The sequence below is a fragment of the Puia sp. P3 genome (genome assembly GCF_050632245.1).
Classification (GTDB): domain Bacteria; phylum Bacteroidota; class Bacteroidia; order Chitinophagales; family Chitinophagaceae; genus Puia.
The window spans coordinates 6,073,348-6,099,920 of sequence record NZ_CP192583.1 but is presented as its reverse complement, the minus strand read 5'-3'; the positions used below and the strand labels follow the sequence as shown (position 1 = coordinate 6,099,920).

Genomic DNA, 26,573 nt, shown 5'->3' with positions numbered 1-26,573 from the left:
TAGGGGGAACAGCCAGTTCAGCAGGAAAAAAGGACAACGACGCCGGCGATACCCATCAGGCCGACCCTTGCCCATCGAAGAAGACGCAGGGAAATCATCTTCCTAATTTAAACCCTTTTTGTATATTAACAGCGCTAAACTCTTATCATCACCCGTATGCGTAAACTCCTTGGCGTATCCGCCATCCTGACGATCGTCCTTTCTATCCCCTTTTTCTATTCCTGTAACCGCAGCATGGTCAGCCTGGCATATACAAATGCCAGGGACGAAGTCCCCACACTCGGCAATCTGGTCTTCCAGTTCGACCAGTCGCTGGTAAAGGATTCCCTGCTCGAACAGTGGGACTCGACACAATACGTCTCCTTCGAACCAAAGATCCCCGGCCGCTTTCGCTGGGAACGTCCGGACAAGCTGGTCTTTTCTCCCTCCCAGCCTTTACCGCCCGCGACCACCTTCAAGGCCACGCTCCAGAACGATATTCTCCAGTTCAGCAAGTTCGGCCGGATCAAAAAAGGCGACGACCTCGTTTTCCATACCCCCGACCTTCGCCTGGACAATACCAACACGACCTGGGCCCTCCAGGACGAGAACAGCAGCACGGCCCTGCCGCAGATAGACCTGCAGTTCAACTATCCGGTCAACCCCAATTCACTCAAGGACAAACTGACCATCAAAATAGCCGGCCAGACCGCGAACTATTCATTTCAGACCCTCTCGGTGTCCGACCGCATCTCCCTTCGCCTTACCAATCTTAAAATGGAAGATAAGTCCGTCGACGCCACAGTCTCCATCGACAAGGGACTCCTTCCCGACGGAGGCACCAACGGACTGAAGGAAAAGATAGACATGACCTCCACCATCCCGTCCCCGTTTGTACTTGCCGTCAACGAAGTAAATACCGAACACGACGGAGAGACCGGCTCCATCCACGTCCAGACCAGCCAGCAGGTCGTCTCCAGCGGTCTGGCGGCTGCCATCTCCTTTACCCCGGCCGTAAAATTCACGGTCGAGCCCGCCGACGACGGATTCATCATCAAAAGCGACAACTTCGACCAGTCCAAAAGCTACGCGCTTACCCTGGCAAAAGGACTTCGCGGCCGCATCGGCGGCATCCTCCACGAAGAATACAGCACCAATATTACCTTCGGCGAACTGGCGCCTTCCGTCAGCTTTGCCAATACCAAAGGCGTCTACCTCTCCGGCAAAGGCGCACAGAACATCGAAGTAAAGATCATCAACGTCCCGCGCGTCAAAGTCGTGATCTCCAAGATCTATGAGAACAATTTGCTGATGGCCCAGCGATACACCTACTATCCGCAGGAAAGAACGACCTCCTCCACCCGCAGCAGTTCGGACGGCGACGAAGAAGGCGAGGGCGGGGGCTACTATTCCGGCAGCGACGACGGCGACCCCGTTCTCGGCGACGTAGTATACGAACAGGAAGTCGATACCCGCAGCCTGCAGAAGAGCGGCAACGGATCGGGCCGTCTCCTCTCTCTTGCCATAGCCGACAAACTGCCCGAGTTCAAGGGCATCTACCACGTCATGATCCGGAGCACGAAGGACTACTGGGTCAGCGACAAACGATACCTGTCTCTTTCCGACATCGGCCTGATAGCCAAAGAAGGCAAAGAAAAGATCCTCGTCTTCGCCAACTCCATCAAGACGGCCGCGGCCCTGCCCGGCATCACCGTCATGGCCTACGGCGCCAACAACCAGCTGCTGGGCACCGGCGCCACCAGCGCGGAAGGCGTGGCAGAGATCACCTATACCCGCAAAGAATTCGCCGGCTTCCGCCCCGCGATGATCATCGCCAAATCCGCGGACGACTTCAACTACCTGCCCTTCGGCACCACCAGGGTAAACACCTCCCGGTTCGAAGTCGGCGGCACCCACAGCAACGCCTCCGGACTCGACGCCTTCGTCTATCCCGAACGGGACATCTACCGGCCAGGAGAGAAGATCAATTTCTCCGTCATCGTCCGCGACCACCAGTGGAAGACACCAGGCGAGCTGCCCGTCAAGTTAAAATTCCTGCTCCCCAACGGCAAAGAACTAAAGACCTTCCGCAAGACCCTCAATACACAGGGCTCGTTGGACGGCAATATCGATCTGGCGGAGTCTGCCATCACCGGCACCTATTCCCTCGAAGTATATACATCCAACGACGTCCTGCTCGCCACCCAGCCCTTCCGCATCGAAGAATTTGTACCCGACCGCATCAAGGTGACGGCGCAGCTGGACAGAAAATCCCTCGAAGCCGGCGACGTCTCCCACCTGAACATCCACGCCGTCAATTTCTTCGGTCCCCCCGCCGCGAACCGCAACTACGAGTGCGAGATCCAGGTGAAGCGCCGGGCATTTCATCCGAAGGAACACAGCAACTACGACTTCAGCCTCTCCGACAACAACGTCTCATTCGACAAGGACAACAGGGAAGGAAAGACCGACGACCAGGGCAACGCCACGGAGAAATACGAGGTCCCCGGGATCTTTAAGAATATCGGCCTGCTGCAGGCTACCTTCTATGCTACCGTGTTCGACGAGACGGGCCGCCCCGTCAGCCGCAGCACCTCCGTCGATATCTTCACGCAACAGGTCTTCCTCGGGGTGGCGGACGACGGTTACTCTTACTATGCCCTCAACCAGGCCGTGCAATTCCCCCTTATTGCGCTGGACCGTACCGAAAGGGTCATGAATGGCGTCCAGGCGCGCGTGCAGGTGATCAAACACGAATACCGGACCGTACTGACAAAAAGCGGCAACTATTTCCGCTACGAGTCGCAGAAGGAAGACAAACTGCTCAACTCCGGCATCGTCACCATCGGCGGGGACAGGACCGTCTATTCCTTTGTTCCCGGGTCACCCGGCGACTACGAGTTGCGGGTCTCCGTGCCCGGGTCGAACAGCTATGTCAGCAGAAGTTTTTACAGCTATGGCAGCTGGGGCGGCGACAACAATTCCTTCGAGGTCAACAACGAAGGACACATCGATATTTCGGTCGAAAAGTCCGGCTATTATTCCGGCGAAAGCATGACGGCCCTGTTCAAAACGCCGTTCAGCGGACGGATGCTGGTGACCATGGAGACCGACAAGGTCGTCTCTTACCAATACGTCAACGTGGAAAAGCGAACCGCTTCGCTGGTCCTGCCCCTGACGGCAGACGATATTCCCAACGTCTATATCACGGCAACGCTGATCAAACCCCACGAGCTGTCGGATATTCCGCTGACAGTGGCACACGGCTATCAATCTATAAAAGTAGAAGAGAAAGACAGAAAGATCCCCGTAGAGATCGTAGCGCAGACATCCGTTCGGTCCCACACCCACCAAAAGGTCAGGGTCAAAGCGGCTCCGGGCAGCATGGTCACCCTCGCCGCGGTCGACAACGGCGTACTCCAGGTATCGGATTTCGAGACCCCTGATCCCTATAGCCATTTCTACGCCAAACGAGCCCTCGAGGTCAGCGGCTATGACCTCTATCCACTCCTGCTGCCGGAGGTCCGGCCGGGTCTTAGCAGTACGGGCGGCGACGGCGAGGAGCGATATGAAGAAAAGGGTCAACCCCATGCCTGCCCGACGGATAAAGATCGTCAGCTACTGGAGCGGCATAGCTCAGGCCGGCGGCGGCGGCGAAGCCGAATTTGAATTCGACATTCCTCAGTTCTCCGGACAGGTGCGCCTGATGGCCGTTGCCTACAAGAACGAACGCTTTGGTTCCGCGGCATCGGAGATGACCGTGGCGGACCCCATCGTCCTGAGCCCGGCCCTGCCCCGCTTCATGAGTCCGGGCGATACCGTGACCATGCCGGTGACCATATCGAATACGACGTCCGGCACGGCCAGCGCCGCGGTCAGACTGAAATCCAACGGCCTTCGCACCATCGGCGACGACCAGCAGAACGTTTCGGTCGCGGCGAACAGCGAGGGACGAGCCGTATTCCAGCTGGTGGCCCCCCTTCGATCGGCATGGCTAAGGTCAACATGGAAGTAAGCGCCCCGGGCGAACGGTTTACCGACGAGACCGAAATAGGCATCCGCCCTTCGGCGCCCCTGCAGAAACTGACGGGCGGAGGCGCCATCGCGGGCGGCAGCAGCCAGCCGGTCGGCTGGAACACCTCCGATTTTATCCCTTCGAGCGTCGACTATAAATTGGTCGTGAGCCGCAGCCCCGCCGCCGAGCTGGGCAAATACCTCACCCGGCTGGTGCAGTACCCCTATGGCTGTACCGAACAGACGGTGTCTGCCGCCTTCCCCCAGCTGTATTTCGGCGACCTCGCGGACTTGCTGCGGAAGAGCGGAACCAATACGCAAAAAGCCAGTGCCAACTCCAACATACTCGAGGCGATCCGGAAGATCAAAATGCGTCAATTATACAACGGCGCCGTCACTCTCTGGGACGGCGAGGGCTCCGAGAACTGGTGGGCGACCATCTATGCCGCGCATTTCCTCATCGAAGCGCAGAAGGCAGGCTTCGACGTAGACAAGGGGCTGCTCGGGACCATGCTGGGCTATATCAACAGCCGGCTGAAGAACAGGGAGACCGTTACTTACTACTATAACCGCGACCAGAACAGGAAGATCGTTCCGAAGGAGACCATCTACGGGCTTTATGTCCTTGCGCTGGCCGGTCAGCCCAACGTCAGCGTGATGAACTACTACAAGGCCAATCCGTCCATGCTCGCGCTGGACTGTAAATACCTGCTGGCGGCCGCCTATGCGCAGGCTGGCGACAAGAAGAGCTTCCGGGACTTCCTGCCGACACAGTTTGCGGGCGAAGAGTCCGTGGCCCAGTCGGGTGGCAGCTTCTATTCCGATATCCGTGACGAGGCGCTGGCGCTGGACGTACTGGTCGACGTCGACCCCGGCAATGCGCAGATCCCCGTCATGGCCCAGCACGTCAGGGACAAGCTGAAGGCGCGCTACTGGTATAGTACGCAGGAGCTGGCGTTTGGCTTTTGGGCCTCGGCAAGATCGCCAGGGCAGCGGGCACGGCGACGGCCGAGGTACGCGTCGACGGCCGCACCGTCGGCGCGATGGACGACGGGGGCGGAGCGATCAGCCTTTCCACCCGCGAGCTGCGTCCACAGAACGGTGCGGGCCGCGTCGAGATCGTGGCAAAGGGCAGCGGCAGGCTCTACTATTTCTGGCAGGCCGAAGGCATCAGCGCGACGGGCGCCTACAAGGAAGAGGACAACTATCTGAAGGTCCGCAAACACTTCTTCGACCGATGGGGCCGTCCCATCACCGGGAATACCTTCAAACAGAACGACCTCATCATCGTTCAGCTATCGCTGGAAAAGTCCTTCAACACCGACGTTGACAATATCGTGATCACCGATATGCTGCCGGCGGGCTTCGAGATCGAGAATCCGAGGACCAAGGACCTGCCGGGCATGGACTGGATCAAGAACGAGAGCAGCCCTACGGCACTCGACGTCCGCGACGACCGCATCAACCTTTTCGTCAACTCCACCTCCATGCACCAGACCTACTACTATGCCGTCCGCGCCGTTTCCCCGGCGTCTACCACATGGGCCCGGTCAGCGCCGACGCCATGTACAACGGCGAGTACCATTCCTACAACGGAGCCGGTACGGTGAAGGTCGCGCAGTAGTCGGCAACACCACCTGCCGCGCGGAAGGCCCGCGCGGCAGGATTTAATGGCGTTTTAATTAAACCCCGCCTGCACGTGCGGGTCTCTGGAATACAACTCATGACCATGAAAAAAATCATTCTGACTGCCGTTGTCCTGCTCTCCTTCCGTGTCCTCCAAGCCCAGTCAACGGATTCCACCCGCACTCAGACTCCGCGCACCACCTACACCCAGACAACCGTCCAACCCGGGGACGAAGCCGACCTCTACACCACCAGGGCGGAGAAATTCTCGGATTCCGCGGGAGCACTGATCCAAAAAGAATATATCCGCGTCGGCAACATACTAGGCTGCGTGATCCAGGTCGTACACTACACGGACCTGATCAACGGCGCGAAGGTCAGCGCCCTCCGCTTCAGCGATGCCATGGGCAAGGTGGCCATCCTGGACGAGGACGAGATTGGCGCGCTGGCCATTTCAATGAAGATCATAAAAGAAAAGTCCTGGACTCCGCTCCCTCCCACTACACCGAAACCGTTTTCAGGAGCCGGTGCGGCTTCGAAGCCGGCTCTTACTTCGAAAGAGGCGGGTGGAAGTCCTACCTGAAACTCAGGACTCACGACGACAACTCCTACACCTTCATGAAAAAAGGCGACTTCGATATTTTTCTGAAAATACTGGAGAACGCAAAGGCGAAGATCTAGACCGCTTCAAAAGAACGGCGGGAACTCCATCAAGAACTCTCTTATCTCTTCTTCCGTGATAGAAGGATGTATGGCTTCGAACCGTACCACACCTTCTTCCGCGTCATAGTAAGCCGCGTACTTGTCATTGGAAACATGCAGCTGATGACGGGTCGTATCCTGCTTCATATTGTAGTCCTGGCACAGCCGGTTGATGATGATGACAGCCTGCTCCTGATTCGTTACGGGGATCCGTGTGATCTCTTTTGCCATAAGAGTAAACCGGCTAACCTACGCCGGATGGTTTACGTGTTTTTGCCTACCAGATGTCACCGCAAATCACGGGCCCTGCGTCGTAACAGGGACCGCGTCTCATACCCACGACCATCCCCTGTGTTCAACCATCGATGTCCAGCCACGAACAGGCCGCCGGGCCGGACGTAAGGGCTTTCTTTTCCACCTTCCTATGGGTAAAAAGCTATATACTCTATTTATTGTTAGGGAATGTAGAAGTAAAGCTATATTTTTATTCCGGATAATAGAATATATCCTTTTTATCTTAGTAATTTTACCTCTTAAATCTATCGGCATGAAGCTTTTTGTTGCAGGTCTTCCTTCTGATTTCGATGACGTCGACCTGAAAGAGATGTTTGAATTGTATGGCACAGTGAATTTCGCAAAGATCGTGATGGACAGGGAGACGGGGAAGAGCAAGGGGTTTGGCTTTGTGGACATGCCGGACGAGACTGAGGCCCGCCAGGCTATCGAGACTCTCGACAACGCTTCTATTCGCGGCAAGAAGATGGCCGTGAAGGAAGCCGAAGAGCAGAACAGAGGCGGTGGTCGTGGACCTGGCGGCGGCGGCGACAGAGGTGATCGCGGTGGCTATCGTGGCGGCGGTGGCGGTGGATACCGTCCCGGCGGCGGCGGTGGTGGCGGATACCGTGGTGGCAGCGGAGGCAGCGGCGGCGGCGGTGGTTATCGCGGAGGCGGTGACGGCGGCGGCTACCGTGGTGGTGGCGACAGAGGCGACCGTGGCGGCGGCGGAGACAGAGGCGGTGATCGCGGTGGATATCGCGACGGCAGCGACAGAGGTGACCGCGGCGACCGCGGTGGCGATCGTGACAGAAGATTCTAGTCAGAAATAATTCAATCCAGCCGGTACACAGGATAACGTAAGTGTGCCGGCTCATACCACGGCGAGTGCTTATAGACAAAGTCCAGCTGAGCCGCGGGCCGGTGCGCAAAGGCGCTATCCGACGCTTTCTTCTCCTCCAGCATTGCTTTTACTTCCGGATGCCCTGCCAGCCAGGGCCCAGCAACATCCTCCCAGCGATAGGCGCTGTATCCCTCTTTTTGTTGTAGAATGGCATCGAAGAAATTCCAGGCAAAATAAGAGTCGTCTCCGGTAGGCTCCAGCATTTCCACCAGAAAACGTCTCGCCGGCTGATCGGTGGAGATCACCCAGTCCCCGCGCAGAAAAGGGATCGATTCTGTATCACCGACGACCCTGACACCCGAGTTCTTGTGATGTTTCTCATAAGGACGGGGAGACGACCGGTAGTCCGCAATATGATAGGCCGTCACTTTTACCACAGTATCCTTCGTCAGCCGCCGCATGGTGACGCCGTTCAGCGCGAGCAGGTCGGTCACGGCATGCCAGCCCTGCGGGATGATATAGGCGGACGGGACGGTCGCCCAGACCCCGGCCGTAAAATAATTGTAGAATCTCACCGGTCTTTCGAACGGACGGGAGTGGTCGTAGTACAACCGCGGCGCGCCCGTGACCTCACTCGGCTTGCGGCCGGCTTCGTATCCCTTGAAAGAAAGCATATCCCAGCGCGTCGTATCCACCTGCCAGTCGAGCGCGAGCCGGCTGCTCCGCAGGTCGGCGGCGATATCGTTCTTCCGTTTTTGCAGCAGTTCGGCGCTATGTAGAGAAGCGGCTTCGATCATCGTCTGCATCAGCGCATAGGTCGAAAGCACCCGGTCTTTGAAGGGCTTCAGCATATGCGTCTCCGGCATAAACGCGATCGTGTGGAAAAGCGTCGCATACCCGCTCGAATACCTCGGCTCGTCATAAAATCCCTCCCATCCCTTGTCCGGATTACCCTGCTCAAAATCTACATAAGGCGTCAGCCCCCAGCCCTTTTTCTCCATGCCCGCAAACAATGCCGGCTGAAACACATCGTGCAGAAAACTGCCTAGTTCACCACCCAGCTTGTTCCACTGCGAGCTCAGCAGCGTCATCGTATACTGATAGTCGGCGCCGTCGCTGACATGGTTGTCGATCTGTATGTCCGGATTCACCCAGTGAAAGATGCGGGCGAAAGACTGGGCATTGCGGCTATCGCATTTAGTGAAATCCCGGTTGAGGTCGAGGTTCTGGGCATTCCCCCGAAAACCATAGCTTTCCGGACCATTCTGGTTCACGCGGGAGTAACTGGTCCGGTTCAGCGCGCCGCCGATATTATATAAAGGAATCACCGCCAGAGCGATATTATCCGGCAGTCTCATCTTTTTTCCACCAGATCCCGCAGCATCAGCATGCTGGCGTCGATGCCATCCGGCTCCCCGGGGTGGATGCCGTTGTTGATGAGGAAGACCAGCTTTCCCTTGCGGTGCCAGGTCACAGGGTCCGCGACACCGTCATTGGAGAACAGCAGGACATGGTAAGGATATCCCGCGTCGCTGATCCCCATTTCCTTGATGGACAGCTGCGGGGACTGCAGATCCAGTTTTTTATAGAAATCGATACACTCGAAATAGGTGGCGCTGCGGCGGCCCTGTGAAGCCTCGAAAGGCGTTTGGACGGATTGTCCCATCCCAAACAACGGCAGGACAAGGAAAATGGCGGGAATCAATTTTCTCATAAGGGCCACAAAATAAAAAAAGACCGTCGTAGACGGTCTTTTTCCAACAAACTATTTTACAAATACATTAAAGGCGAGGTTCCGGCGCGTTGTCAAATGCGGGGTTCCGGCGCGTTGCCGCGACCAGCGTGATTACTTCGCTACAGCGAGGGCGTTCACTTTCTTAGCCAGCTTGCTCTTCAGGTTAGCGGCCTTGTTCTTGTGAATAACACCTTTTTTCGCCAGCTTGTCGATCATAGAGGCTACTTCAGGCAGCTGTTCTCCCGCTTCCTTTGACCCCTTGATCGCCTTCAGGTCACGAATCGCATTACGGGTGGTTTTCCCGTAGTAACGGTTACGATCCCTGCGCTTTTCAGCCTGCCTTACATCTTTTTTGGTTGCCTTATGGTTTGCCATGAACTCGACATTTTTAGGACGGCAAAAGTAGACCCATTTGCTGTAATCACCAAATTTGAACGGCCCAAATTCAGAAAAACCGCCCAAAATCCTGAAATTGGACCTTCCGGTCCTCGCCCCCCCGCCCGCCGACTCACCGGGCGCACCCAACTCACACCCCACAAATGATAATTAGAACCTTAAATATCAATTAAATGCTAAAATCCATCAAAATCCTCTCGTTCCTTGATTAATTTTGAGCGATATTTGTAGGCCAATTTTTTGGCAATGAGGGACTCAGCGTCCCCCAAAACTAGTTCAACAGCACTTTCTATGAAGGACTATTCGTTTATAACTAATTCTCATCCAGCCTATATCGAGGGACTCTACCAGGATTTTGTGAAGAACCCCGATGCCGTGGACCCCGAGTTCAGAAAATTCTTTGAAGGTTTCGATTTTGCTGTCACTCAAGGAAAAACCTCCGCCAACGGCAGCGTCAACGGCACCGCCACCGCCGCACGGGCTATAACTACCGACGGAGTTGACTGGAAGAAAGAACTCGGCGCCTACCGCCTCATCCTCGGCTACCGCAACAAGGGCCACCTGCTCGCCAAAACCAACCCCATCCGTCCACGCAAAGACAGGGGCGCCAACCTCGACCTCGCATTCTATGGCTTCACCGAAGAGGATATGGACAAGAGCTTCTTCGCAGGTAATCTCATCGGACTCGGTACCACCACACTGCGGGCCATCCTCACCCATCTGCAGAAGATCTATGCCGACCACGTCGGTATAGAATTCAAATATATCAGCGACCAGAAAAAGGTCGACTGGCTCACCAACGAGCTGGAAAAGAATTTCCTGAACCCGCTTCCCCTCGAAAAAAAGCGCCGCATCCTGGAAAAACTCAATCAGGGCGTCATGTTCGAGAAATTCCTGCATACCAAATATATCGGCCAGAAGAGATTCTCGCTCGAAGGCGGCGAAGCGACGATCGCAGCCCTCGACGCCATCATCAATACCGCCTCCGAAAATACCGTTCAGGAAGTCGTCATCGGGATGGCCCACCGCGGCCGCCTCAACGTACTCGCCAATATCATGGGTAAGACCTACGAGCAGATCTTTAGCGAGTTTGAAGGCACCGCCAAAATGGACCAGACCATGGGCAGCGGCGACGTAAAATATCATATGGGTTACGGCAGCGAAGTCCAGACCGCCGCAGGCCAGACCGTGCACCTCAAGCTGATGCCGAATCCCTCCCACCTCGAAGCCGTCAACCCCGTCGTGGTCGGCTTTGCCCGCGCAAAGGCCGACGTCATGTACGAAAGCGACTACGACAAAATACTGCCCATCCTCATCCACGGCGACGCTTCGGTTGCGGGTCAGGGTATCATCTATGAAGTGCTCCAGATGAGCAAACTGAAGGGATACTACACCGGTGGAACCATGCACTTCGTCATCAACAACCAGATCGGCTTTACCACCGATTTCGACGACGCCCGCAGTTCGGACTACTGCACCTCGCTGGCGGCCACGATCCAGGCCCCGTAATGCACGTCAACGGAGACGACGCGGAAGCCGTCGTAAAATGCGCGGAGATCGCAACCCGGTACCGTCAGGAATTCAACTCCGACGTGTTTATCGACATGGTCTGCTACCGCCGCCACGGGCACAACGAAGGAGACGATCCCAAGTTTACCCAGCCTCACCTCTACGCACTCATCGACCAGCACGCCAATCCGAGGGAGATCTACCAGCAGTACCTCGCGCAGAACGGCGAAGCCGACGCGCAGGAGCTGGCAAAGGAAATGGAAAAGAAATTCTGGGCCGATCTCCAGGAACGCCTCGACGAGGTCAAGCAAAACCCCCTGCCTTACAAATATCAGAAGCCCGAGCTGTGGTGGCAAAGCCTCCGCAAGGCCACCGGCAACGACTTCGACCATTCTCCCGTAACCGCTATTACCGAGGCCGACTTCAGAAAGATCTTCGACGCCATTATGGCCTGGCCGGAGAATTTCAAGCCGCTGAGGAAAGTGGAGAAACTCCTTCAGGACAAGGTCAAAATGTTCAACGAGGAAGGCAAAGTAGACTGGGCCACCGGCGAACTGCTGGCATACGGCAGCCTGCTGCTCGACGGAAAAGACGTCCGCATGAGTGGCCGGGACGTTCAGCGGGGAACCTTCTCCCACCGTCATGCCGTCCTGCGTGACGAGAACACCGACGAACTGTACAACCGCCTCAGCCGTCTTCCCGACGCCAAAGGCAAGTTTATGATCTACAACTCCCTGCTCAGCGAGTACGGAGTATTGGGATTCGAATATGGATATGCGCTGGCCAATCCCAATGCCCTGGTATTGTGGGAGGCCCAGTTCGGGGACTTCAGCAACGGAGCACAGACGGTAATCGACCAGTTCATCGTCGCCGCCGAACAGAAATGGCAGCGCATGAACGGTATTACCCTGCTGCTTCCCCACGGCTACGAAGGCCAGGGACCCGAGCACAGCAGCGCGCGTATGGAACGATTCTTACAGATGTGCGCCGAATGGAATATCGTCGTTACCGATATCACCACCACGTCGAACCTGTTCCATGCCTTCCGCCGCCAGCAGGCCTGGCCCTTCCGCAAGCCGCTGATCAATTTCTCGCCGAAAGCCAACCTGCGCCATCCCGGGTCTTACTCGAAGATGGACGAGTTCATTTCGGGCGGGTTCAGGGAAGTCATCGACGACAACTTCGTTGACGATCCGAACCAGGTCAAAAAGTCCTTTTCTGCAGCGGCAAAGTCTATTTCGACCTGGCTGACCGCCAGCTGAAGGACAACCGGAAGGACGTCGCCATCGTGCGTCTCGAGCAGCTGTATCCGCTGCCCGTCCAGCAGCTGGAAGCGCTGGCGAAGAAATACAGTCAGGCCTCGACCTGGTTCTGGGTTCAGGAAGAGCCGCTCAACATGGGCGCTGCCTCCTTCCTGCAGATGAACCTGAAAAGCATCAACTATGGCGTCATCAGCCGTCAGCCCAGCGCGGCTACTGCTACCGGTTATGCCAAAGTACACGCGCAGGAGCAGGCAGAGATCATCGAAACGGCATTCAGCATTTGAGCAATCACCAAAGATATTTTTTAATAAACACAACTCCCCAGAGGGAGAAGGAGGATTAAATGATCGATATTAAAGTTCCGGCAGTAGGCGAATCTATCAGCGAAGTGACGCTGGTAAAATGGCTTAAACAGGAAGGACAGTATGTTGAACGCGATGAGGTAATTGCAGAGCTGGAAAGTGAAAAGGCAACATTCGAGGTCAACGCAGAAAAGGCAGGCGTATTGAAGACGGTAGGCAAAGAAGGCGACACCCTTAAGATCGGCGACGTCGTCGCGCAGATCGACGAGACCGCCGCCCGGCCCGAAGGCAAGGCCGCCCCCGCCGCCGCCCCCGCCGCACAGGCCTCCAACGGCAGCGGCGCTCCCGCCAAAACCACCGCCGCGGCCGCTGCAACAACTGCTGCCCCGCCGCCCAGTGCGCCGGTAACTTCAATCCCCAATGACATCAAGGCTACTCCCGTAGCAGCCGCTATTATATCCGACAAGAAGATCGACGCGGGCTCGATCACTCCGACCGGCACCGGTGGAAAGATCCTGAAGAACGACGTCCTGCGAAGCCCTCGCCCACCCCGGCCGCACTCCGGGCAAGGAACTGTTCACCCGCGCCGACCGCCGCGAACGGATGAGCAACCTCCGCAAGACCGTGTCCCGCCGCCTCGTAGAGGCCAAGAACACCACGGCCATGCTCACCACCTTCAACGAAGTGGACATGAGCGCCGTCATGGCACTCCGCGCAAAATACAAGGACAAGTTCAAAGAGAAGCACGGCGTCAACCTGGGCTTTATGAGCTTCTTCCACAAAGGCCACCTGCTACGCGCTCCAGGAATGGCCGGCGGTCAACGCCTACATCGACGGCGACGAACTCGTCTACCACGACTACTGCGATATATCCATTGCCGTTAGCGCTCCCAAAGGCCTCGTGGTGCCGATCATCCGCAACGCCGAAAGCCTCAGCATGGCCGATATCGAAAAGAAGGTCGTCGAACTGGCCACGAAGGCCCGCGACAACAAGCTCTCCATGGAAGAGATGCAGGGCGGCACCTTCACCATCACCAATGGTGGCGTATTCGGAAGCCTGATGTCGACGCCGATCATCAATATTCCCCAGTCTGCCATTCTCGGCATGCACAAGATCGAAGACCGGGCCGTCGTCGTAGGCGGTCAGGTCGTAGTTCGCCCCATGATGTACCCTGGCTGTCAGCTACGACCACCGGATCATCGACGGCCGCGAATCCGTCAGCTTCCTCGTCCGTATCAAGGAGCTGCTCGAAAACCCCGATCAACTGCTGTTCGGAAAAGATCCCGTAAAGGCGCTTTTAGAGTTGTAGGCGCACCATGAAATTCGACAACCAGCTGCGCAACGCAGTCACTATTCTGGACCTCTATCGCGGGGACATGCCCCTGAGTGTCTGGCTCCGGGACTATTTTCGGCTCAACAAGCAGATGGGGTCCCGCGACCGAAAAATACTGAGCGCCCTCGTTTACGGCTTTTACCGCCTCGGCCACGCCGTCCGGGATCTCTCCGCGGGCGAGCGCTGTCTCGCCGGCCTCTTTTTCACCAGCGACCAGCCGAACGAGCTTCTTGCATATTTCAATCCCGGATACAATGAGAGGGTAGGGCTGGCGCTGACCGAAAAAGTGGCGTTCTTTCAGACCCAGCCATCAGGCGCCGGTTTCCGCGTGACCGATATCTTTCCATGGAGCGACCAGCTGTCGGAGGGTATCGACCACGAGGCCTTTTGTCTCTCGTTTCTGCGCCAGCCGGACCTCTTTCTTCGTATTCGTCCGGGCTACGAAAGCCTCGTCCGCGGAAAGTTCGGACAGGGCGACTTCATCCCTCCTTTTTCACTTCGTCTGCCCAACGGCACAAAAGTCGAAGATATATTTACTCCCGACCGGGAAGTGGTAGTTCAGGACTACAGTTCACAGCGTATCGCCGAATATTTGCAACTGGACCCCGCGCCGCAGTTCTTCTGGGACGCCTGCGCGGCCTCCGGCGGCAAGGCCATCCTGACCCACGACCTCTACCCCGGTCTCGATATCACCGTCAGCGATATCCGCCAAACCATTCTTCAAAACCTGCGCCGCCGTTTTGCCGAGGCGGGAATAAAAAATACCAGTCCTTTGTGGTCGACCTGACCCGTCACTTTCCGCCCGACTCGGCGGCCAATGCCGACCTCGTCCTCGCCGACGTCCCCTGCACCGGCAGCGGCACCGGGGACGAACGCCGGAAGACCTGTGGTTCTTCAAGCCGGCAAAAGTCGACGAATACGCCCTCCTGCAGCGCCGGATCATAGGCCACATCGCGCCCCGCCTGGCGCCCGGAGCCCATCTGGTCTACAGCACCTGTTCAGTCTTCAAAAAGGAGAATGAGGAGATGGCCGCATACATCCGCGATGGATGGGGCCTTAAGATGGAGAAAACAGAAAATTTAAAAGGCTACGATCTGCGCGGGGACACCCTCTTCGCCGCAAGGTTCAGGAGAGGCTAGTCGCGGGCCTCTGCTCCCCACTAAGGTCTCCGCGACCCGTCACCATCCACCCGGTTCACCCGCTGCCCACCGATCCGGTTCACACGTCTCACCCGGTTCACCCATCCTCCCGTCCCGGGTCATCAGTTATGACCCACCATGGTCATCGTGACCTCAAACCCGATCTTATACCCGGACTGCGTCTGGTTGGGAGTCGGCGGCTGGTACTCCCACATCGCCGTATGACGGTAAACAAGCCCGATATGTTTCGCGTAGGTTTCGATCCAGTACGTCTTCGATCCGAATGACCTTGGGTCAGTGATCGGGACATTGATCGAATCGTTGGCCTGCAGGACGGTTACCGTACTGTCGAATTTGGTGGTTCCGAGCGTATAGGACTGCCCCACCTTCTGGTACGTATAGGTCCAGTCGTTGAGGGACAGATGAGAGTCGTCGCTAAAGTCAAAAAAGTCCTCGAAAGGGGCGTAGGGCAGCGCGCTGTTCCCCGACCAGGTAAGTCCTTCAGTAATAGGGGAAGCCAGCTTCAGAAATCGGAGATTGTTCTCCGTCACCCATAACTGCTGCTGCGATGGGGACACCGTATACGTCATGCTGGGAGTCCAGTACGATCCCGAAAGATCGCTGAGGTATCGGGTAACCAGCCAGGCCTGATGATTCGAGCCGTCGGTAAAAGAGCTCTCGACCGAGTCCTTGGCCAGATAGCTCGTGATGGTGTCCAGCTGTCCGTAGTAGTAAAAATTGAGGGAATCCAGCCGGTATGTAACGTATTTGCCGGCCTGCAGCGTGAGGAAATAGTCCGTGGGATCCCCCGCAAAACCCGGATCCTGTTTGTACGAAATCGTTTTCTTACAACCAGTTATGGCCATTCCGAGGGTCAACACAAGCAGCAGTCCCAGACGATTCTTCATGATGTTAAAATAAAAATCCGGGAAGCGCTTAACTCCCCGGATCTAAACGTATTACGTGTTTATTTATTGCTCCGCTTCCCCCAGTCCCGCGCACTACAACTCCGGTACCGCCCGCTGGATGATCCCCCCGCCGATGACCTCATCCCCCTCATAGAACACGGCACTCTGTCCCGGGGCGATGCTCTTCGCTTTTTCATAGAACTTCACCCGCACCTTATCCTGTTCGGGATACAGATTGCTCAGCGTCCCGGCATCCTTGTACCGGACCTTGGTCATGGCTTCCATTCCCGGCGTCGAGCTTGGTCGTATTTCAACAGGTTGAGCTTTCCAACCACCATTTCGTGCTGGTCGAGGTCGGATTCGTCCCCGAGTACAACGGTATTCGTTTCCGGCCGGATCCCCGTCACATACACCGGCTTGCCGAAGGTAATGTCAAGTCCCTTGCGCTGGCCGATGGTATAGAAAGGGTAGCCCTTATGCTGTCCGAGGACGTTCCCGTCCTTGTCGACAAAATTGCCGCCCATTACCTTTTCTTCCAGCCCTTCCACCCGGCGCTTGAGGAATCCGCGATAGTCGTTGTCAGGGACAAAACAGATCTCATAGCTCTCGGCCTTTTTTGCCAGCTCGGGATAGCCATAGTCGAGGGCCATCTGCCGGATCTGCGTCTTGCGGTAAGGGCCCAGCGGAAGGAGGGTCCGGCTCAGCAGGTCCTGCTGCAGACCCCACAACACATAGCTCTGGTCCTTGGTCTCATCAACCCCTTTCGCTATTGTGTATCGGCCGTTGGTATGCTGTCTGATCTGGCCGTAGTGACCCGTCGCGATGAACTCGCAGTCCATGGCATCGGCCCTTTTCAGCAGAGCCCGCCATTTGATATGGGTATTACAAAGGACACAAGGATTGGGAGTGCGGCCGGCCAGATATTCCTCGACAAAATTGTCGATCACAAATCCCCCGAACTCCTCCCGGATATCCAGTACAAAATGCGGGAACCCATGCTGCACCGCCGCCATCCTGGCGTCATTAAAACTATCAATGTTACAACATCCCGTCTCTTTCTTCGAAGACCCCGCGCTCGCATAGTCCCATGTCTTCATGGTGATGCCTACAACTTCATAGCCTTCATCATGCAGCATGAGAGCCGTAACGGTACTGTCAATACCGCCACTCATCGCTACCAGGACTTTTCCTTTACGGCTCATAATTAAAAAATTTCGAACCGCAAATTTACACTAAAATGTCCAGATAGGAAATGTCGGCCCGCCGACCTATCCCTGTCACCCCCCCCGTTCCCCCAAAAAAGTCCTGCCCCGCCGACCCCCATCCACCCCCAAAAGGCAAAGGCGGGACAGGGGCGTCCGGCCCCATCGCTAATGGCTGTCCATCGGACGAGAGACCTCCGGCCTCTCCTGTCCCCGCCTCACTTTCAGGGTCTGCTCACCTTCGGTGGCCCCAACATCGGGGCATGATGCAAGTCACGGCTCCACCCCCGATCATCTCTTACAAATGGTCTTCAACGTCTGCATCTCCCCGTCACGGACGGCTACCTCCCTCCACTCCCTGTCACTCTCGACATGAACCACATATACAGTCTCTCCCGCCTGCCTGATCTCTTTCGCCCACCCGATCGAATAGTCATAGTAGGTACTCTTTACAAGCCTCCTCACTTCATCCGGGAGCCCCTTTTCCGGGTAGGTCAGCAGAGCGTAGACCCAGTTACCCTTTTGGTCATAGACATACCGGTTCTGGGCCTCGTCTTCCGTATACACGGCGAGATAGCCCTTCGGCAACTTATACCAGGCCTCCTCTTTTTGGTCTCCTACTCTTTTCCAGAGATCCCGCGTCGCCCTTACTGCCGCATTGTCTGAATGGATAGCATAGCTGTTCAGCAGGACAGCCTTGTCAAGCGTTTGTGTCTGCGCATTCGCGGAGTTGCTGCCAGCGCAGAACACCACTACCAGCAGCACGACGATTATTCTTTTCATAGTAATAACTTTTGATTAAAATTACCTCGTCGCCTGTCGCTGTCCGAGCCACAACCAGCAACTGGTGCGTCAGGGCTGGGATCGTGCTTCCCGGTTGAGCAGTTGGAGAACCCGGAAGCCCGTCATCTGTTGGGTTGTAATTTCTTTAACAATCCTTCTTTTCTGGATCTCGATACGTTCACGGAAGAGCCGTCGGACATCACGAGATAGCCGCCTTCTCCCTTGATGTACTTGAGGATCTCATTCAGATTGACGACGCTGGAATGGTGGACGCGGGCGAAGGAATAATCCTCCAGCAGCTCTTCTATCTCTTTTAGCGTTCGGGACGCGATCACGCGCTGGCGGTCCTTGAGGGTGAGAATGGTATAGTTGCTGTCGGAAGTGCAATGGACGATGCTGTCTACCGATACCATTTGCAGACCTTCCATCGTGGGGATCGCAATTTTGGAGAACAGCTGCGCGGGGCTTTGCAGCTTTTGAAAGAGCAGGTCTATCTGCTGCGGCAGCGGAGACTGAAGGCGCTGCGCCACTTTTGCACCGACCGCACGAGCTCTTCGCGGTCGATGGGTTTCAGCAGATAGTCGAGGGCGCTGAATCGGATGGCTTTTATGGCATACTGGTCATAGCTCGTCGTAAAGATCAGTTCAAAGGAGAGGTCCTTTATCTTCTCCAGCAGCTCGAAACCATTCATCCGCGGCATTTCTATGTCGAGGAACAGCAGCTGCGGATGCTGTGCACGTATCGCCGCCAGGGCTTCGCCGGCGGAGTGATAGCTGCCTTTGAGGTCCACCTGCGGACAGTACCGCTGCAGCAGGATGGCCAGCGCCTCTGTACAGTACGGTTCGTCGTCTACGATAATAGCATTGATCATAAGTTGATTTTTTAGCCCGGCGCGCCTACGGGCTCGCCGGTCGGACTGTTGATCCTGATCGTCAGGATGACCTCTGTTCCGGTTGAATTTCCATTGGAGTCATACAGGTCCTCTATCCGGAAGAAGTGCCCCGTTTCACCGGCGCCCGTCAGCAGCGCCATGCGCTCGGCCGTGATCTGCAGACCCATCGACTTGTGCTTCTCCACGGACTTGCTCTTCAATAGCGCAGCCCGCTGGCGGCCGATTCCGTTGTCCCGGATGACGCACACCAACTTGTCTCCTTCAACGCGCATGCCGATATAAAGGAGCCCCCGTTCCTCCCTGTGCATCAGGCCGTGCCAGATGGCGTTCTCGACAAAAGGCTGCAGCAGCAGCGGGGAATGCGTACGTCGTCCGTATCGACGCCTTCCTCTATGGATATCCGGTAGTCGAACGCGTTCCTGAACCGCAGCACCTCCATGCCCAGATAGAGCTCCAGTATCTCCACTTCTTCGGCGAGGGTTATCAGGGAGTGACGCGAATGGTTCATGATCATCCGCATCAGACGCGAGAACTTCGTCAGATAGTCGGAGGCAGCCTCCGTCTCATGACTGAGTATGAATCTGTTGATCGCATTCAGACAGTTAAAAATAAAATGCGGGTTCATCTGCGACCGCAGCGCCTGTATCTCGAGCTCCTTCGCTCGCTGCTGCAGCGACGCCTTTGCCCGCTCGCCTTCGAGCCGCTGGATCTCGAGCTCGTTCTCCGCCCGCTGCCTCCTGTGCGCTTCGTTCTTCTTTTTCAGCCGGATGATCCAGACGTAGATGAAACTGAACAGCGCAAGCACCACCACCGCGCCGATCAGGATATTCTTTACCATCATCTCTTCGCGGAGACAGACCGCGTTGAGCTGCTTCTCCTGGTTGAGCCATTTTATCTGTTGCTCCAGGCCATACGAGGCGAACCTGGCTTTTACCTGGTCGTTCAGCAGGCTGTCCTTTAGGGTAATATACCTGCGGTAGTAGAAATAGGCGCTGTCTGTCGGACCCTCCTTGTCGAACAGCGTATACAGCGTCAGACAGCCCTCTCGAAGGTACAGGCGGGCGTCGGTCTGTTTGGCCAGGGCCAGCTCTTCCCGCGCGTACCGAAGAGCTTCGGCGGTCTGACCCAGCTGACGATAGGTACGGGACAGACCATTCAGACAGCGCATCAGCTGGTTGCGGTCCGTCAGCTGGCGCTGATAGTGCAGACTCCGCAGGAAATAGGGCAGGGCTTCCCGTAATTCCCCCTGAACACAAAGTATTCTCCTTTGCAGAGCAGGTAGGCTTTTTCAGACCCTCCTCCATTTTCACACCTTCCTCCGTATGCAAAGTATCGACAAGGGAAAGATAGAACTCCGCCGAGTCCAGCTTGCGCTGTCTCATCAACAACTCGGCGTATCTGAGTTTCTCCCAGGTGATCAGTTTCTTCCCGTTGACGGACAGCCAGAAGTACTTGTGCGCGGCGTCATAGTCATTTATCAGCATGAACAGATCGGCCAGCGAGAAATATTCCATCCGGATCAGACCAGAGTCCTTTATTTCACCGGCGTACTGCAGGCATTTGAGCGATATGTCGAAGGACCGCTCGTAGTTGCCCCATTCCCGGTAGGCGTATCCGATCAGCGAGAGGGCGGAAATGGCCTCCTTGCAAACCCCGGCTTTGATGGCGTCGTCATAGTCCTTCTGAAGGTACCGGATGGATTCCGCGAACCGGCTCTGCGCATACAGGGAGAAACCCAGCTGATTATAGGCCAGGCGGATACAGCTTTTGTCGGTGGACCGTTCGAACCACTTCAGCGATTCGCGGGCAAGCCTTTCTTCTTCAGAAAATCGCCGGAATAGCTCCGGATGAGATCGGCCTTGAAAGCCAGCCCCACAGCCATCCCCAGGGCGTAATTTGCTGACTCTGCTTCCTTCAGCGCCTTATCGTTGTAAAAGAACGCCGAATCCCGGTTGGTATACAGATAGCGGATCGCCAGCTTTTCCAGACTGTCGATCCGGCCCGACCCCAGACAGGACACCCCGAACTCGAAAGGGTCGCTATTCCCCGCCCGGGCAGCCTGGGCTGTCAGACAAACGGCAAGCAATATTATGGCTGAACGTAGTGGCATGTAATAGAAGGCCTCATGTGTAGCGGGCACCTTAAAGTTACGCAATGTCGCGGGTCGCCTGCCCCCGCCGGTCCCCAAATTGAGCCGCTGACGGGATCGACGGGCAGTTGACGGTTCTGGCCGCGTAACCCGCCGTCCCCTGCCGCTGGCAGGCCCCGTACCTCCAACCCGTGAACCCTTTTACCCCCGCCGGAGCAACGCGCGAAACCCCGCCGACCGTGGGAAACTTTAGGAAAACTTCTTCCTGGGGCCATACCAAAATGGTGTAAATTGCCCTTTTCGTCTTAAATTTTACCATTATGATAAAGCTTCAAGTAATCGGCAACCTGGGGAAGGACTGTGTCACCAATACGGTGAATGGCAAGAACGTGATCAATTTCAACGTGGCTCACACCGAGAAATTCCGCGACGCTCAGGGAAACCAGAAGGATAAAACGATATGGGTGGAATGCGCTTACTGGACCGATCGTACCGGTATTGCTCCTTATCTTAAAAAAGGCACCCAGGTATATGCGGAAGGAACTCCCGAAGTCAGGACCTACCCCAAGAACGACGGCACTACCGGCGTTTCACTTACCCTTCGCGTTCAGAGCGTACAGCTCCTGGGCAGCAGAGGTGAAGGCGGCGGAGGCGGTTATTCCGGCGGATCCGAAGGCGGATATGCAGCTCAGGCCGGCCCCTCCAGAGTACCCTCAGCCGGAGAGATCAACGAGCCGATCGACGACCTCCCCTTCTAGGAAAGGCAACACAACAAAGTCAACCCGCCGTGAGGCGGGTTTTTTAATATTTTCCGGCAACCAACGCCTCCACCTCCTCCCGGCTCACCGGCCTGCGCTGATCATCGATATTGACCACGATCAAATACCCCGTCTTTCCGCCAAATGCATTGACGAGATTATTCTGTTCACTGACCAATAAATGCCCACTCGTCGGATTCCACAACTCCTTCGCACACAAACACCCCATCGTCGGCGTCAGCGGATAGAACGGCTTCCCTTTAAAATACTCCGGGTCGATCGTCGTTCCATGAGCGATGATCTCCGTTCGCCCTACCCGCCCCGCCGCCCAGGCCTCCATCATCGGCGCATACTTCCTCCATCCCGGCGGCAGCAGCCGCAGATACAGCTCCAACGAGTCCGTCTGCACTTCATCCCTGCTCTCGGGGGCATGCACCATTATCGCCGACCGCTCCGCTAGCGAGTCGTGAAAGAACTGCCCCCAGCGGCCTTCGAACGGCATCAGCAGCTGCAAATTCGGCGTTGGACCGATAAAGTTAGTCCTCGACACATCGGTACCCTGTATACTAAACACGCCCTGCGGCGTATTCCCGTTGGTCAGGAAATAAGGTAGGCTGGGGCCGGACCTCGCCAGCTGCTGGAACACCTGCAGCCTCCCTGAGCGTCACGAACATAACTGCCGTCGGCGTTCTGTACGATCGCCAGTCCCGGATAGTCCCTGTCCCAGCGCTGAAAGGAATAAATTGTTTTTAGTCCGTCGTGCCGTCGCCACGACAATAGCTCCCGAATCGAAGGCGTCCTCCCCTCACCCGGCCACCGAGATACCCCGTCAACTCCGACAACACAGCCACCGTGTCAGAAGGAAATTTTTCGACAAGCCGTATTTTCAATCTGTTTGCATTGTCGGTACTCGTATCATGCCTGTAAAGATATACGGCACACAGCGCAAACAGCCTCGCGTCCGTCTCGCGATCGATAATCGAATCGATACCGGACACAAATTTGTCGGGCGCGACCGCATACACCGCCTCCAGCAGCGCCCTCCGCGTGTCGTAGGTCAGCGAATCATATCCGGCTAACAGCCGCCGGAATCCGTCCATGACCTCCGGCCCGTCGAACAGGAATTGCGCCACAGCCCAGCATCCGGACAGATAGCCGTCTTCGGAATCGCTGTCCAGCGGCAGAGAGAAATGCTTGCCGATGATCCGCTCGCGGAGGTCCTTTTCAAGCGCCACCCGCCGGTTGTATAGCACAAAGTCGGTGTGGATATCTTCCCGCCTCATCTGCGCCTGGGCCGCCGCAGGCACCAGCAACAGAAACAACAAATATTTCATGACCGCTAAATTAAAGGGAAATCTCCTAACCGGGCGGGTCCGGTTTTTGCCACATTTTAGCACCCATTGACACCCGAAAATCCCTTAATTTCAACGCTTTAAAATTCACTGACATGAAAAAATTAACGTTTGGCTGCCTGCTTTCCCTTTTCGCGGCTGCTGCGCTTACTGGTTGCGGTGGCAACGGCAGCGGCGAGGTAAAAGGCGACACCACGACCACAACGAAAGACAGCGCCGCCGCCTCTGTTACTAAGGACTGGAAGATCGGCGTTCAGCTCTGGACATTCCACGAGGCCGGACCATTTGTAACCAGCATCGCCAGGACAGACAGCGCGGGCGTGAAATTCGTCGAAGCCTATCCCGGTCAGCCGCTCGGCGGCGACATGAAAGATACCTTCGGCATACGGATGTCCCCCGAAAGCAGGGCGAAGATCAAACAGCTGCTGCAATCGAAGGGCATCCAGATCGTCGCCATGGGTGTCATCACTCCCAAAACCCTCGACGAGTGGAAGCAATATTTCGACCTGGCAAAAGAGTTCGGCCTCAGCTATATCACTGCCGAACCGCTGAAGAATCAGTGGGACGGCATCGACAGCCTCGCCGGTGTCTACGGCATTAACGTCGCGATACACGACCACCCCCGTCCCAATGCCTACTGGCACCCCGATTCTGTGCTGGCGGCGATCAAAGGACACGCCCATATCGGATCCTGCGCCGACGTCGGCCACTGGACCCGCAACGGCCTCGATCCCGTAGAATGCCTGAAAAGGCTGGAAGGGCACGTCTACGGCGTACACCTGAAAGACGTGGATTCTGCAGGCAACACAAAAGCGAAGGACCTCGTCGTCGGAACCGGCGTCATCAAATTCGCTCCCATCTTCGAAGAGCTGAAACGTCAGCAGTTCAGAGGCATGTTCTCGATCGAGCGCGAAGGCAACTGGCAGAACAACGTACCGGACGTCATTAATACCGTAAAATTTTTCAACGATCAGGTGAGTAAGCTGTAAATTTATAGCAAACCATTGCTATATGAGCTCACGCAGACACTTTATCCAGAAGCTTGGAGGGATGTCGCTCCTTTTACCCGGGGCCGGCATCCCTTCTTTTTCTTCAGAAGGCCAGGACATACGGATCCTCGATAACCCCCTCGCATATCCCCCAACGATACCGTGCAGATAGCCTGCATCGGAATGGGCATCATGGGCTTTAACGATACCGAAACCGCCGTCAAAGTGCCCGGCGTGAAGCTTCGTCGCCGCATGCGACCTCTACACCGGCCGCCTGCAGCGGGCAAAGGAAGTCTACGGCAACGACCTCTTTACGACCAGAGACTACCACGAGATCCTGAGCAGAAAGGACATCGACGCCGTCATCGTCGCCACCAGCGACAGCTGGCACGCACGGATCGTCACCGCGGCACTGGAGGCGGGAAAAGCCGTCTACTGCGAGAAGCCGATGGTCCACAAGACCAGCGAAGGACTGCCGCTCATCGAAGCCCGGGAAAAATCCCGCAAACCCCTCCAGATCGGAAGCCAGCGCGTCAGCAGTATCGCATATGCAAAGGCGCGCGACCTGTACAGGGCCGGGGAGATCGGCCAGCTCACCTGTATCGAAGCCTCCTTCGACCGGCAGAGCGCGCTCGGCGCATGGGAATATACCCAGCCGACAGACGGCTCGGCGACCACGGTTGACTGGGACCGTTATATCACCGGCATGCCGCACCAGCCCTACGACCCTAAAAAATTCTTCTGGTGGCGCAACTACCGCGATTTTGGCACCGGAGTCGCGGGCGACCTGTTCGTGCACCTGCTGTCGGGCATCCATTTTATCACCGGTTCCACGGGTCCCGACACGATCATGTCTTCCGGGCAGATAGCGTACTGGAAGGACGGGAGGGACGTACCCGACGTCCTGACCGCGATCATGCACTATCCGGAGACAAAAGAGCACCCTGCATTTCAACCGATGCTTCGCGTCAATTTTATCAGCGCCCAGGGCGAGACCAGCACCGTACGGTTCATCGGGTCGGAGGGCGTTCTGGAGATGGGCTACAACGGGATTTACCATCCGCCATCACAAAATGCCGGAGGCGCCGGGCATCGGAGGCTGGGACGCGCTCACCACCTATCCGAAGGCCATGCAGGACCAGTTGACCGGCGCCTCATGACCAGAAATATCCGCAGGACAAGCGCAACTATATTACTCCGGCGCCAACCGTTTACAAGCTGCCGGAAGGCTACGACGAGCACCTCGAACACCTCACCAATTTCTTCAACAGCGTAAGGACGGGCAGTCCGGTCGTGGAGGACGCCGTCTTCGGATTTCGCGCGGCAGCCCCCTGCCTGCTGGCCAACCAGAGCTATTTTGAAAAGAAGATCATCCACTGGGACCCGGTCGGGATGAGGATCACGGATTCGAAAATCTAGCCCGCTGTCGTACCTTTACCCCCTATGACAATACCCTATACCGAATTACTTGAGTTTACGATTGCTATCTTCCGCCAGATCGGATGCCCCGAAAAAGACGCGCATACCGCCGCCATCACCCTGCTCAGCGCCGACCTCCGCGGTATCGATTCCCCACGGCGTAGCCCGTCTGATCGGCTATGTCCGGCTGCAGGAGGCCGGAAGAGCCAACCCCAAACCCAACATCCGCGTCATCCACGAAACGCCTTCCACCGCCGTCGTCGACGGCGACAGCGGCCTCGGCCTCGTCGTTGCACCCTTTGCCATGCAGGTTGCGATTGAAAAGGCGGAAAAGGTCGGCACCGGATGGGTCAGCGTCCAGAACTCCAATCACTTCGGCATCGCCGGATACCACGCGCTCCAGGCCGTCAAAAAGGATATGATCGGCGTCGCCATGACCAACGCCAGCGCGCTCGTCGCCCCCACATTCTCCGTCGAGCGGCTGCTCGGCACCAATCCGATCTGTTTTGCGATACCCGCCGGCGAAGAACCTCCTTTTGTCGCCGATCTGGCGACAACTACCGCGGCGAACGGCAAGCTGGAGATTCTGCAGCGAAAAAATGAAGAAGCGCCATCTGGATGGATCCAGGACAAGGAAGGCAATCCTTCAGTCGATCCCCATGAACTAAAGTCATGGGGTGCCCTGCTCCCCCTCGGCGGAGACCGCGACCACGGCAGCCATAAGGGCTATGCGCTCGGCGCCGTCGTCGATATTCTTTCCGCCGTCCTCAGCGGCGCCAACTACGGCCCCTGGGTGCCGCCGTTTCCCGCTTATGTGCCAATGCCCGTGGACATGCCCGGCAAAGGGATCGGCCATTTCCTCGGAGCCATGCGCGTCGACGCCTTCCGCCCCGCGGACGAGTTCCGGCTACACATGGACAAATGGATCCGCCGCTTTCGCGGCGCGAAACCCGCGCCCGGTCATGATAAAGTATTGATCCCCGGAGACCCCGAAAGGGAAATGGAAGCCGAACGCCTCGCAGCCGGCATTCCGCTGCTGCCTGCGGTTGTAGAAGACCCGTGAAAG

Annotated in this window: 32 protein-coding genes and 2 pseudogenes; 18 read left to right on the top strand and 16 right to left on the bottom strand. The window is 56.7% G+C overall.

What is annotated here, in order from left to right; all coding sequences use genetic code 11:
- Positions 1 to 156: 156 nt before the first annotated feature.
- From ACQ86N_RS38485 to ACQ86N_RS38465, 5 genes are all read left to right on the top strand, one after another.
- The gene (locus ACQ86N_RS38485; protein ID WP_431211647.1) at positions 157 to 3,648 is read left to right on the top strand and encodes an alpha-2-macroglobulin family protein; all 3,492 of its coding nucleotides are present in this window, start codon (positions 157 to 159) and stop codon (positions 3,646 to 3,648) included.
- Entirely contained in the window at positions 3,569 to 3,994 is a 426-nt protein-coding gene (locus ACQ86N_RS38480; RefSeq protein WP_431211646.1) for an alpha-2-macroglobulin family protein, read from the top strand. Before ACQ86N_RS38485 ends, ACQ86N_RS38480 begins: the two co-directional genes overlap by 80 nt.
- The gene (locus tag ACQ86N_RS38475; protein WP_431211645.1) at positions 3,985 to 5,205 is read left to right on the top strand and encodes a hypothetical protein; all 1,221 of its coding nucleotides are present in this window, start codon (positions 3,985 to 3,987) and stop codon (positions 5,203 to 5,205) included. Before ACQ86N_RS38480 ends, ACQ86N_RS38475 begins: the two co-directional genes overlap by 10 nt.
- Positions 5,115 to 5,603 (top strand): hypothetical protein, encoded by a 489-nt coding sequence (locus ACQ86N_RS38470; RefSeq protein WP_431211644.1) that lies wholly within the window; start codon positions 5,115 to 5,117, stop codon positions 5,601 to 5,603. The genes ACQ86N_RS38475 and ACQ86N_RS38470 overlap by 91 nt, the downstream gene beginning before the upstream one ends.
- 119 nt (positions 5,604 to 5,722) lie before the next feature.
- Entirely contained in the window at positions 5,723 to 6,202 is a 480-nt protein-coding gene (locus tag ACQ86N_RS38465; RefSeq protein WP_431211643.1) for a hypothetical protein, read from the top strand.
- Positions 6,203 to 6,306: 104 nt separating this feature from the next.
- On the opposite strand, the gene ACQ86N_RS38460 is transcribed toward ACQ86N_RS38465, so the two are convergent.
- Positions 6,307 to 6,552 (bottom strand): hypothetical protein, encoded by a 246-nt coding sequence (locus tag ACQ86N_RS38460; RefSeq protein WP_431211642.1) that lies wholly within the window; start codon positions 6,550 to 6,552, stop codon positions 6,307 to 6,309.
- 316 nt (positions 6,553 to 6,868) lie between these two features.
- Here ACQ86N_RS38460 and ACQ86N_RS38455 point away from each other — a divergent pair, with 316 nt between their 5' ends.
- A complete protein-coding gene (locus ACQ86N_RS38455; protein ID WP_431211641.1) occupies positions 6,869 to 7,417 on the top strand; it encodes an RNA recognition motif domain-containing protein in 549 nt (182 codons plus the stop codon).
- An 11-nt stretch (positions 7,418 to 7,428) separates the two neighbouring features.
- On the opposite strand, the gene ACQ86N_RS38450 is transcribed toward ACQ86N_RS38455, so the two are convergent.
- From ACQ86N_RS38450 to rpsT, 3 genes are all read right to left on the bottom strand, one after another.
- Positions 7,429 to 8,796, bottom strand: coding sequence for a hypothetical protein (locus ACQ86N_RS38450; RefSeq protein ID WP_431211640.1), 1,368 nt, complete (start codon positions 8,794 to 8,796; stop codon positions 7,429 to 7,431).
- A complete protein-coding gene (locus ACQ86N_RS38445; protein WP_431211639.1) occupies positions 8,793 to 9,152 on the bottom strand; it encodes a hypothetical protein in 360 nt (119 codons plus the stop codon). Before ACQ86N_RS38445 ends, ACQ86N_RS38450 begins: the two co-directional genes overlap by 4 nt.
- Positions 9,153 to 9,284: 132 nt before the next feature.
- Positions 9,285 to 9,635 (bottom strand): 30S ribosomal protein S20, encoded by a 351-nt coding sequence (rpsT, locus tag ACQ86N_RS38440; protein WP_431211638.1) that lies wholly within the window; start codon positions 9,633 to 9,635, stop codon positions 9,285 to 9,287.
- A 225-nt stretch (positions 9,636 to 9,860) separates the two neighbouring features.
- On the opposite strand from rpsT, the pseudogene ACQ86N_RS38435 reads away from it, so the two are divergent.
- From ACQ86N_RS38435 to ACQ86N_RS38415, 5 genes and pseudogenes are all read left to right on the top strand, one after another.
- A pseudogene (locus ACQ86N_RS38435) lies at positions 9,861 to 12,624 on the top strand (2-oxoglutarate dehydrogenase E1 component).
- A gap of 59 nt (positions 12,625 to 12,683) precedes the next feature.
- Positions 12,684 to 13,124: pseudogene (locus ACQ86N_RS38430) on the top strand (biotin/lipoyl-containing protein); the annotation flags it as partial.
- Positions 13,125 to 13,245: 121 nt separating this feature from the next.
- Positions 13,246 to 13,527 (top strand): 2-oxo acid dehydrogenase subunit E2, encoded by a 282-nt coding sequence (locus ACQ86N_RS38425; RefSeq protein WP_431211637.1) that lies wholly within the window; start codon positions 13,246 to 13,248, stop codon positions 13,525 to 13,527.
- Positions 13,472 to 13,963: a 2-oxo acid dehydrogenase subunit E2 gene (locus ACQ86N_RS38420; RefSeq protein ID WP_431217769.1), complete on the top strand. Its 492-nt coding sequence runs from the start codon at positions 13,472 to 13,474 to the stop codon at positions 13,961 to 13,963. The genes ACQ86N_RS38425 and ACQ86N_RS38420 overlap by 56 nt, the downstream gene beginning before the upstream one ends.
- On the top strand, positions 13,960 to 14,763 hold the full coding sequence (locus ACQ86N_RS38415) for a hypothetical protein (protein ID WP_431211636.1): 804 nt from the start codon (positions 13,960 to 13,962) through the stop codon (positions 14,761 to 14,763). Before ACQ86N_RS38420 ends, ACQ86N_RS38415 begins: the two co-directional genes overlap by 4 nt.
- A 4-nt stretch (positions 14,764 to 14,767) precedes the next feature.
- Here ACQ86N_RS38415 and ACQ86N_RS38410 read toward each other — a convergent pair whose 3' ends face one another.
- Positions 14,768 to 14,956 carry a hypothetical protein gene (locus tag ACQ86N_RS38410; protein ID WP_431211635.1) on the bottom strand — a complete coding sequence of 63 codons (189 nt, stop codon included), beginning with the start codon at positions 14,954 to 14,956 and terminating at the stop codon, positions 14,768 to 14,770.
- On the opposite strand from ACQ86N_RS38410, the gene ACQ86N_RS38405 reads away from it, so the two are divergent.
- On the top strand, positions 14,903 to 15,115 hold the full coding sequence (locus ACQ86N_RS38405) for a hypothetical protein (RefSeq protein WP_431217768.1): 213 nt from the start codon (positions 14,903 to 14,905) through the stop codon (positions 15,113 to 15,115). The two genes, ACQ86N_RS38410 and ACQ86N_RS38405, sit on opposite strands and share 54 nt — an antisense overlap.
- Positions 15,116 to 15,237: 122 nt before the next feature.
- Here ACQ86N_RS38405 and ACQ86N_RS38400 read toward each other — a convergent pair whose 3' ends face one another.
- The 8 genes from ACQ86N_RS38400 to ACQ86N_RS38365 form a co-directional block, all read right to left on the bottom strand.
- Complete coding sequence (locus tag ACQ86N_RS38400; RefSeq protein ID WP_431211634.1) at positions 15,238 to 16,023, bottom strand: hypothetical protein; 786 nt, start codon at positions 16,021 to 16,023, stop codon at positions 15,238 to 15,240.
- A gap of 93 nt (positions 16,024 to 16,116) precedes the next feature.
- Positions 16,117 to 16,299, bottom strand: coding sequence for an aminomethyltransferase beta-barrel domain-containing protein (locus ACQ86N_RS38395; RefSeq protein ID WP_431211633.1), 183 nt, complete (start codon positions 16,297 to 16,299; stop codon positions 16,117 to 16,119).
- Entirely contained in the window at positions 16,296 to 17,225 is a 930-nt protein-coding gene (gene mnmA / locus ACQ86N_RS38390; RefSeq protein ID WP_431211632.1) for a tRNA 2-thiouridine(34) synthase MnmA, read from the bottom strand. Before mnmA ends, ACQ86N_RS38395 begins: the two co-directional genes overlap by 4 nt.
- A 291-nt stretch (positions 17,226 to 17,516) precedes the next feature.
- Positions 17,517 to 18,008, bottom strand: coding sequence for a hypothetical protein (locus ACQ86N_RS38385; RefSeq protein ID WP_431211631.1), 492 nt, complete (start codon positions 18,006 to 18,008; stop codon positions 17,517 to 17,519).
- Positions 18,009 to 18,130: 122 nt separating this feature from the next.
- Positions 18,131 to 18,538, bottom strand: a complete 408-nt coding sequence (locus tag ACQ86N_RS38380) for a LytR/AlgR family response regulator transcription factor (protein ID WP_431211630.1) — start codon at positions 18,536 to 18,538, stop codon at positions 18,131 to 18,133.
- Positions 18,499 to 18,879 carry a LytR/AlgR family response regulator transcription factor gene (locus tag ACQ86N_RS38375; RefSeq protein WP_431211629.1) on the bottom strand — a complete coding sequence of 127 codons (381 nt, stop codon included), beginning with the start codon at positions 18,877 to 18,879 and terminating at the stop codon, positions 18,499 to 18,501. The genes ACQ86N_RS38380 and ACQ86N_RS38375 overlap by 40 nt, the downstream gene beginning before the upstream one ends.
- 11 nt (positions 18,880 to 18,890) lie before the next feature.
- Positions 18,891 to 19,208 carry a sensor histidine kinase gene (locus ACQ86N_RS38370; RefSeq protein WP_431211628.1) on the bottom strand — a complete coding sequence of 106 codons (318 nt, stop codon included), beginning with the start codon at positions 19,206 to 19,208 and terminating at the stop codon, positions 18,891 to 18,893.
- Positions 19,208 to 20,161, bottom strand: a complete 954-nt coding sequence (locus ACQ86N_RS38365; RefSeq protein ID WP_431217767.1) for a histidine kinase — start codon at positions 20,159 to 20,161, stop codon at positions 19,208 to 19,210. Before ACQ86N_RS38365 ends, ACQ86N_RS38370 begins: the two co-directional genes overlap by 1 nt.
- A 61-nt stretch (positions 20,162 to 20,222) precedes the next feature.
- Between ACQ86N_RS38365 and ACQ86N_RS38360 the strand changes: the two genes are divergently transcribed.
- On the top strand, positions 20,223 to 20,741 hold the full coding sequence (locus tag ACQ86N_RS38360) for a hypothetical protein (protein ID WP_431211627.1): 519 nt from the start codon (positions 20,223 to 20,225) through the stop codon (positions 20,739 to 20,741).
- Here the strand turns inward: ACQ86N_RS38360 and ACQ86N_RS38355 are convergent.
- The gene (locus ACQ86N_RS38355) at positions 20,693 to 21,010 is read right to left on the bottom strand and encodes a hypothetical protein (protein ID WP_431211626.1); all 318 of its coding nucleotides are present in this window, start codon (positions 21,008 to 21,010) and stop codon (positions 20,693 to 20,695) included. The genes ACQ86N_RS38360 and ACQ86N_RS38355 overlap by 49 nt on opposite strands.
- A 299-nt stretch (positions 21,011 to 21,309) precedes the next feature.
- Between ACQ86N_RS38355 and ACQ86N_RS38350 the strand changes: the two genes are divergently transcribed.
- Positions 21,310 to 21,747: a single-stranded DNA-binding protein gene (locus ACQ86N_RS38350; protein ID WP_431211625.1), complete on the top strand. Its 438-nt coding sequence runs from the start codon at positions 21,310 to 21,312 to the stop codon at positions 21,745 to 21,747.
- Between the two features lie 43 nt (positions 21,748 to 21,790).
- On the opposite strand, the gene ACQ86N_RS38345 is transcribed toward ACQ86N_RS38350, so the two are convergent.
- Positions 21,791 to 22,393 (bottom strand): hypothetical protein, encoded by a 603-nt coding sequence (locus ACQ86N_RS38345; protein WP_431211624.1) that lies wholly within the window; start codon positions 22,391 to 22,393, stop codon positions 21,791 to 21,793.
- A gap of 103 nt (positions 22,394 to 22,496) precedes the next feature.
- Positions 22,497 to 23,081, bottom strand: a complete 585-nt coding sequence (locus tag ACQ86N_RS38340; RefSeq protein ID WP_431211623.1) for a hypothetical protein — start codon at positions 23,079 to 23,081, stop codon at positions 22,497 to 22,499.
- Positions 23,082 to 23,194: 113 nt separating this feature from the next.
- Here ACQ86N_RS38340 and ACQ86N_RS38335 point away from each other — a divergent pair, with 113 nt between their 5' ends.
- From ACQ86N_RS38335 to ACQ86N_RS38320, 4 genes are all read left to right on the top strand, one after another.
- Positions 23,195 to 24,088 carry a sugar phosphate isomerase/epimerase family protein gene (locus ACQ86N_RS38335; protein ID WP_431211622.1) on the top strand — a complete coding sequence of 298 codons (894 nt, stop codon included), beginning with the start codon at positions 23,195 to 23,197 and terminating at the stop codon, positions 24,086 to 24,088.
- 274 nt (positions 24,089 to 24,362) lie between these two features.
- Positions 24,363 to 25,364, top strand: a complete 1,002-nt coding sequence (locus tag ACQ86N_RS38330) for a Gfo/Idh/MocA family protein (protein WP_431217766.1) — start codon at positions 24,363 to 24,365, stop codon at positions 25,362 to 25,364.
- 17 nt (positions 25,365 to 25,381) lie between these two features.
- Positions 25,382 to 25,507, top strand: a complete 126-nt coding sequence (locus tag ACQ86N_RS38325) for a hypothetical protein (protein ID WP_431211621.1) — start codon at positions 25,382 to 25,384, stop codon at positions 25,505 to 25,507.
- Between the two features lie 49 nt (positions 25,508 to 25,556).
- Positions 25,557 to 26,570 carry an Ldh family oxidoreductase gene (locus tag ACQ86N_RS38320; protein WP_431211620.1) on the top strand — a complete coding sequence of 338 codons (1,014 nt, stop codon included), beginning with the start codon at positions 25,557 to 25,559 and terminating at the stop codon, positions 26,568 to 26,570.
- Positions 26,571 to 26,573: the final 3 nt, after the last annotated feature.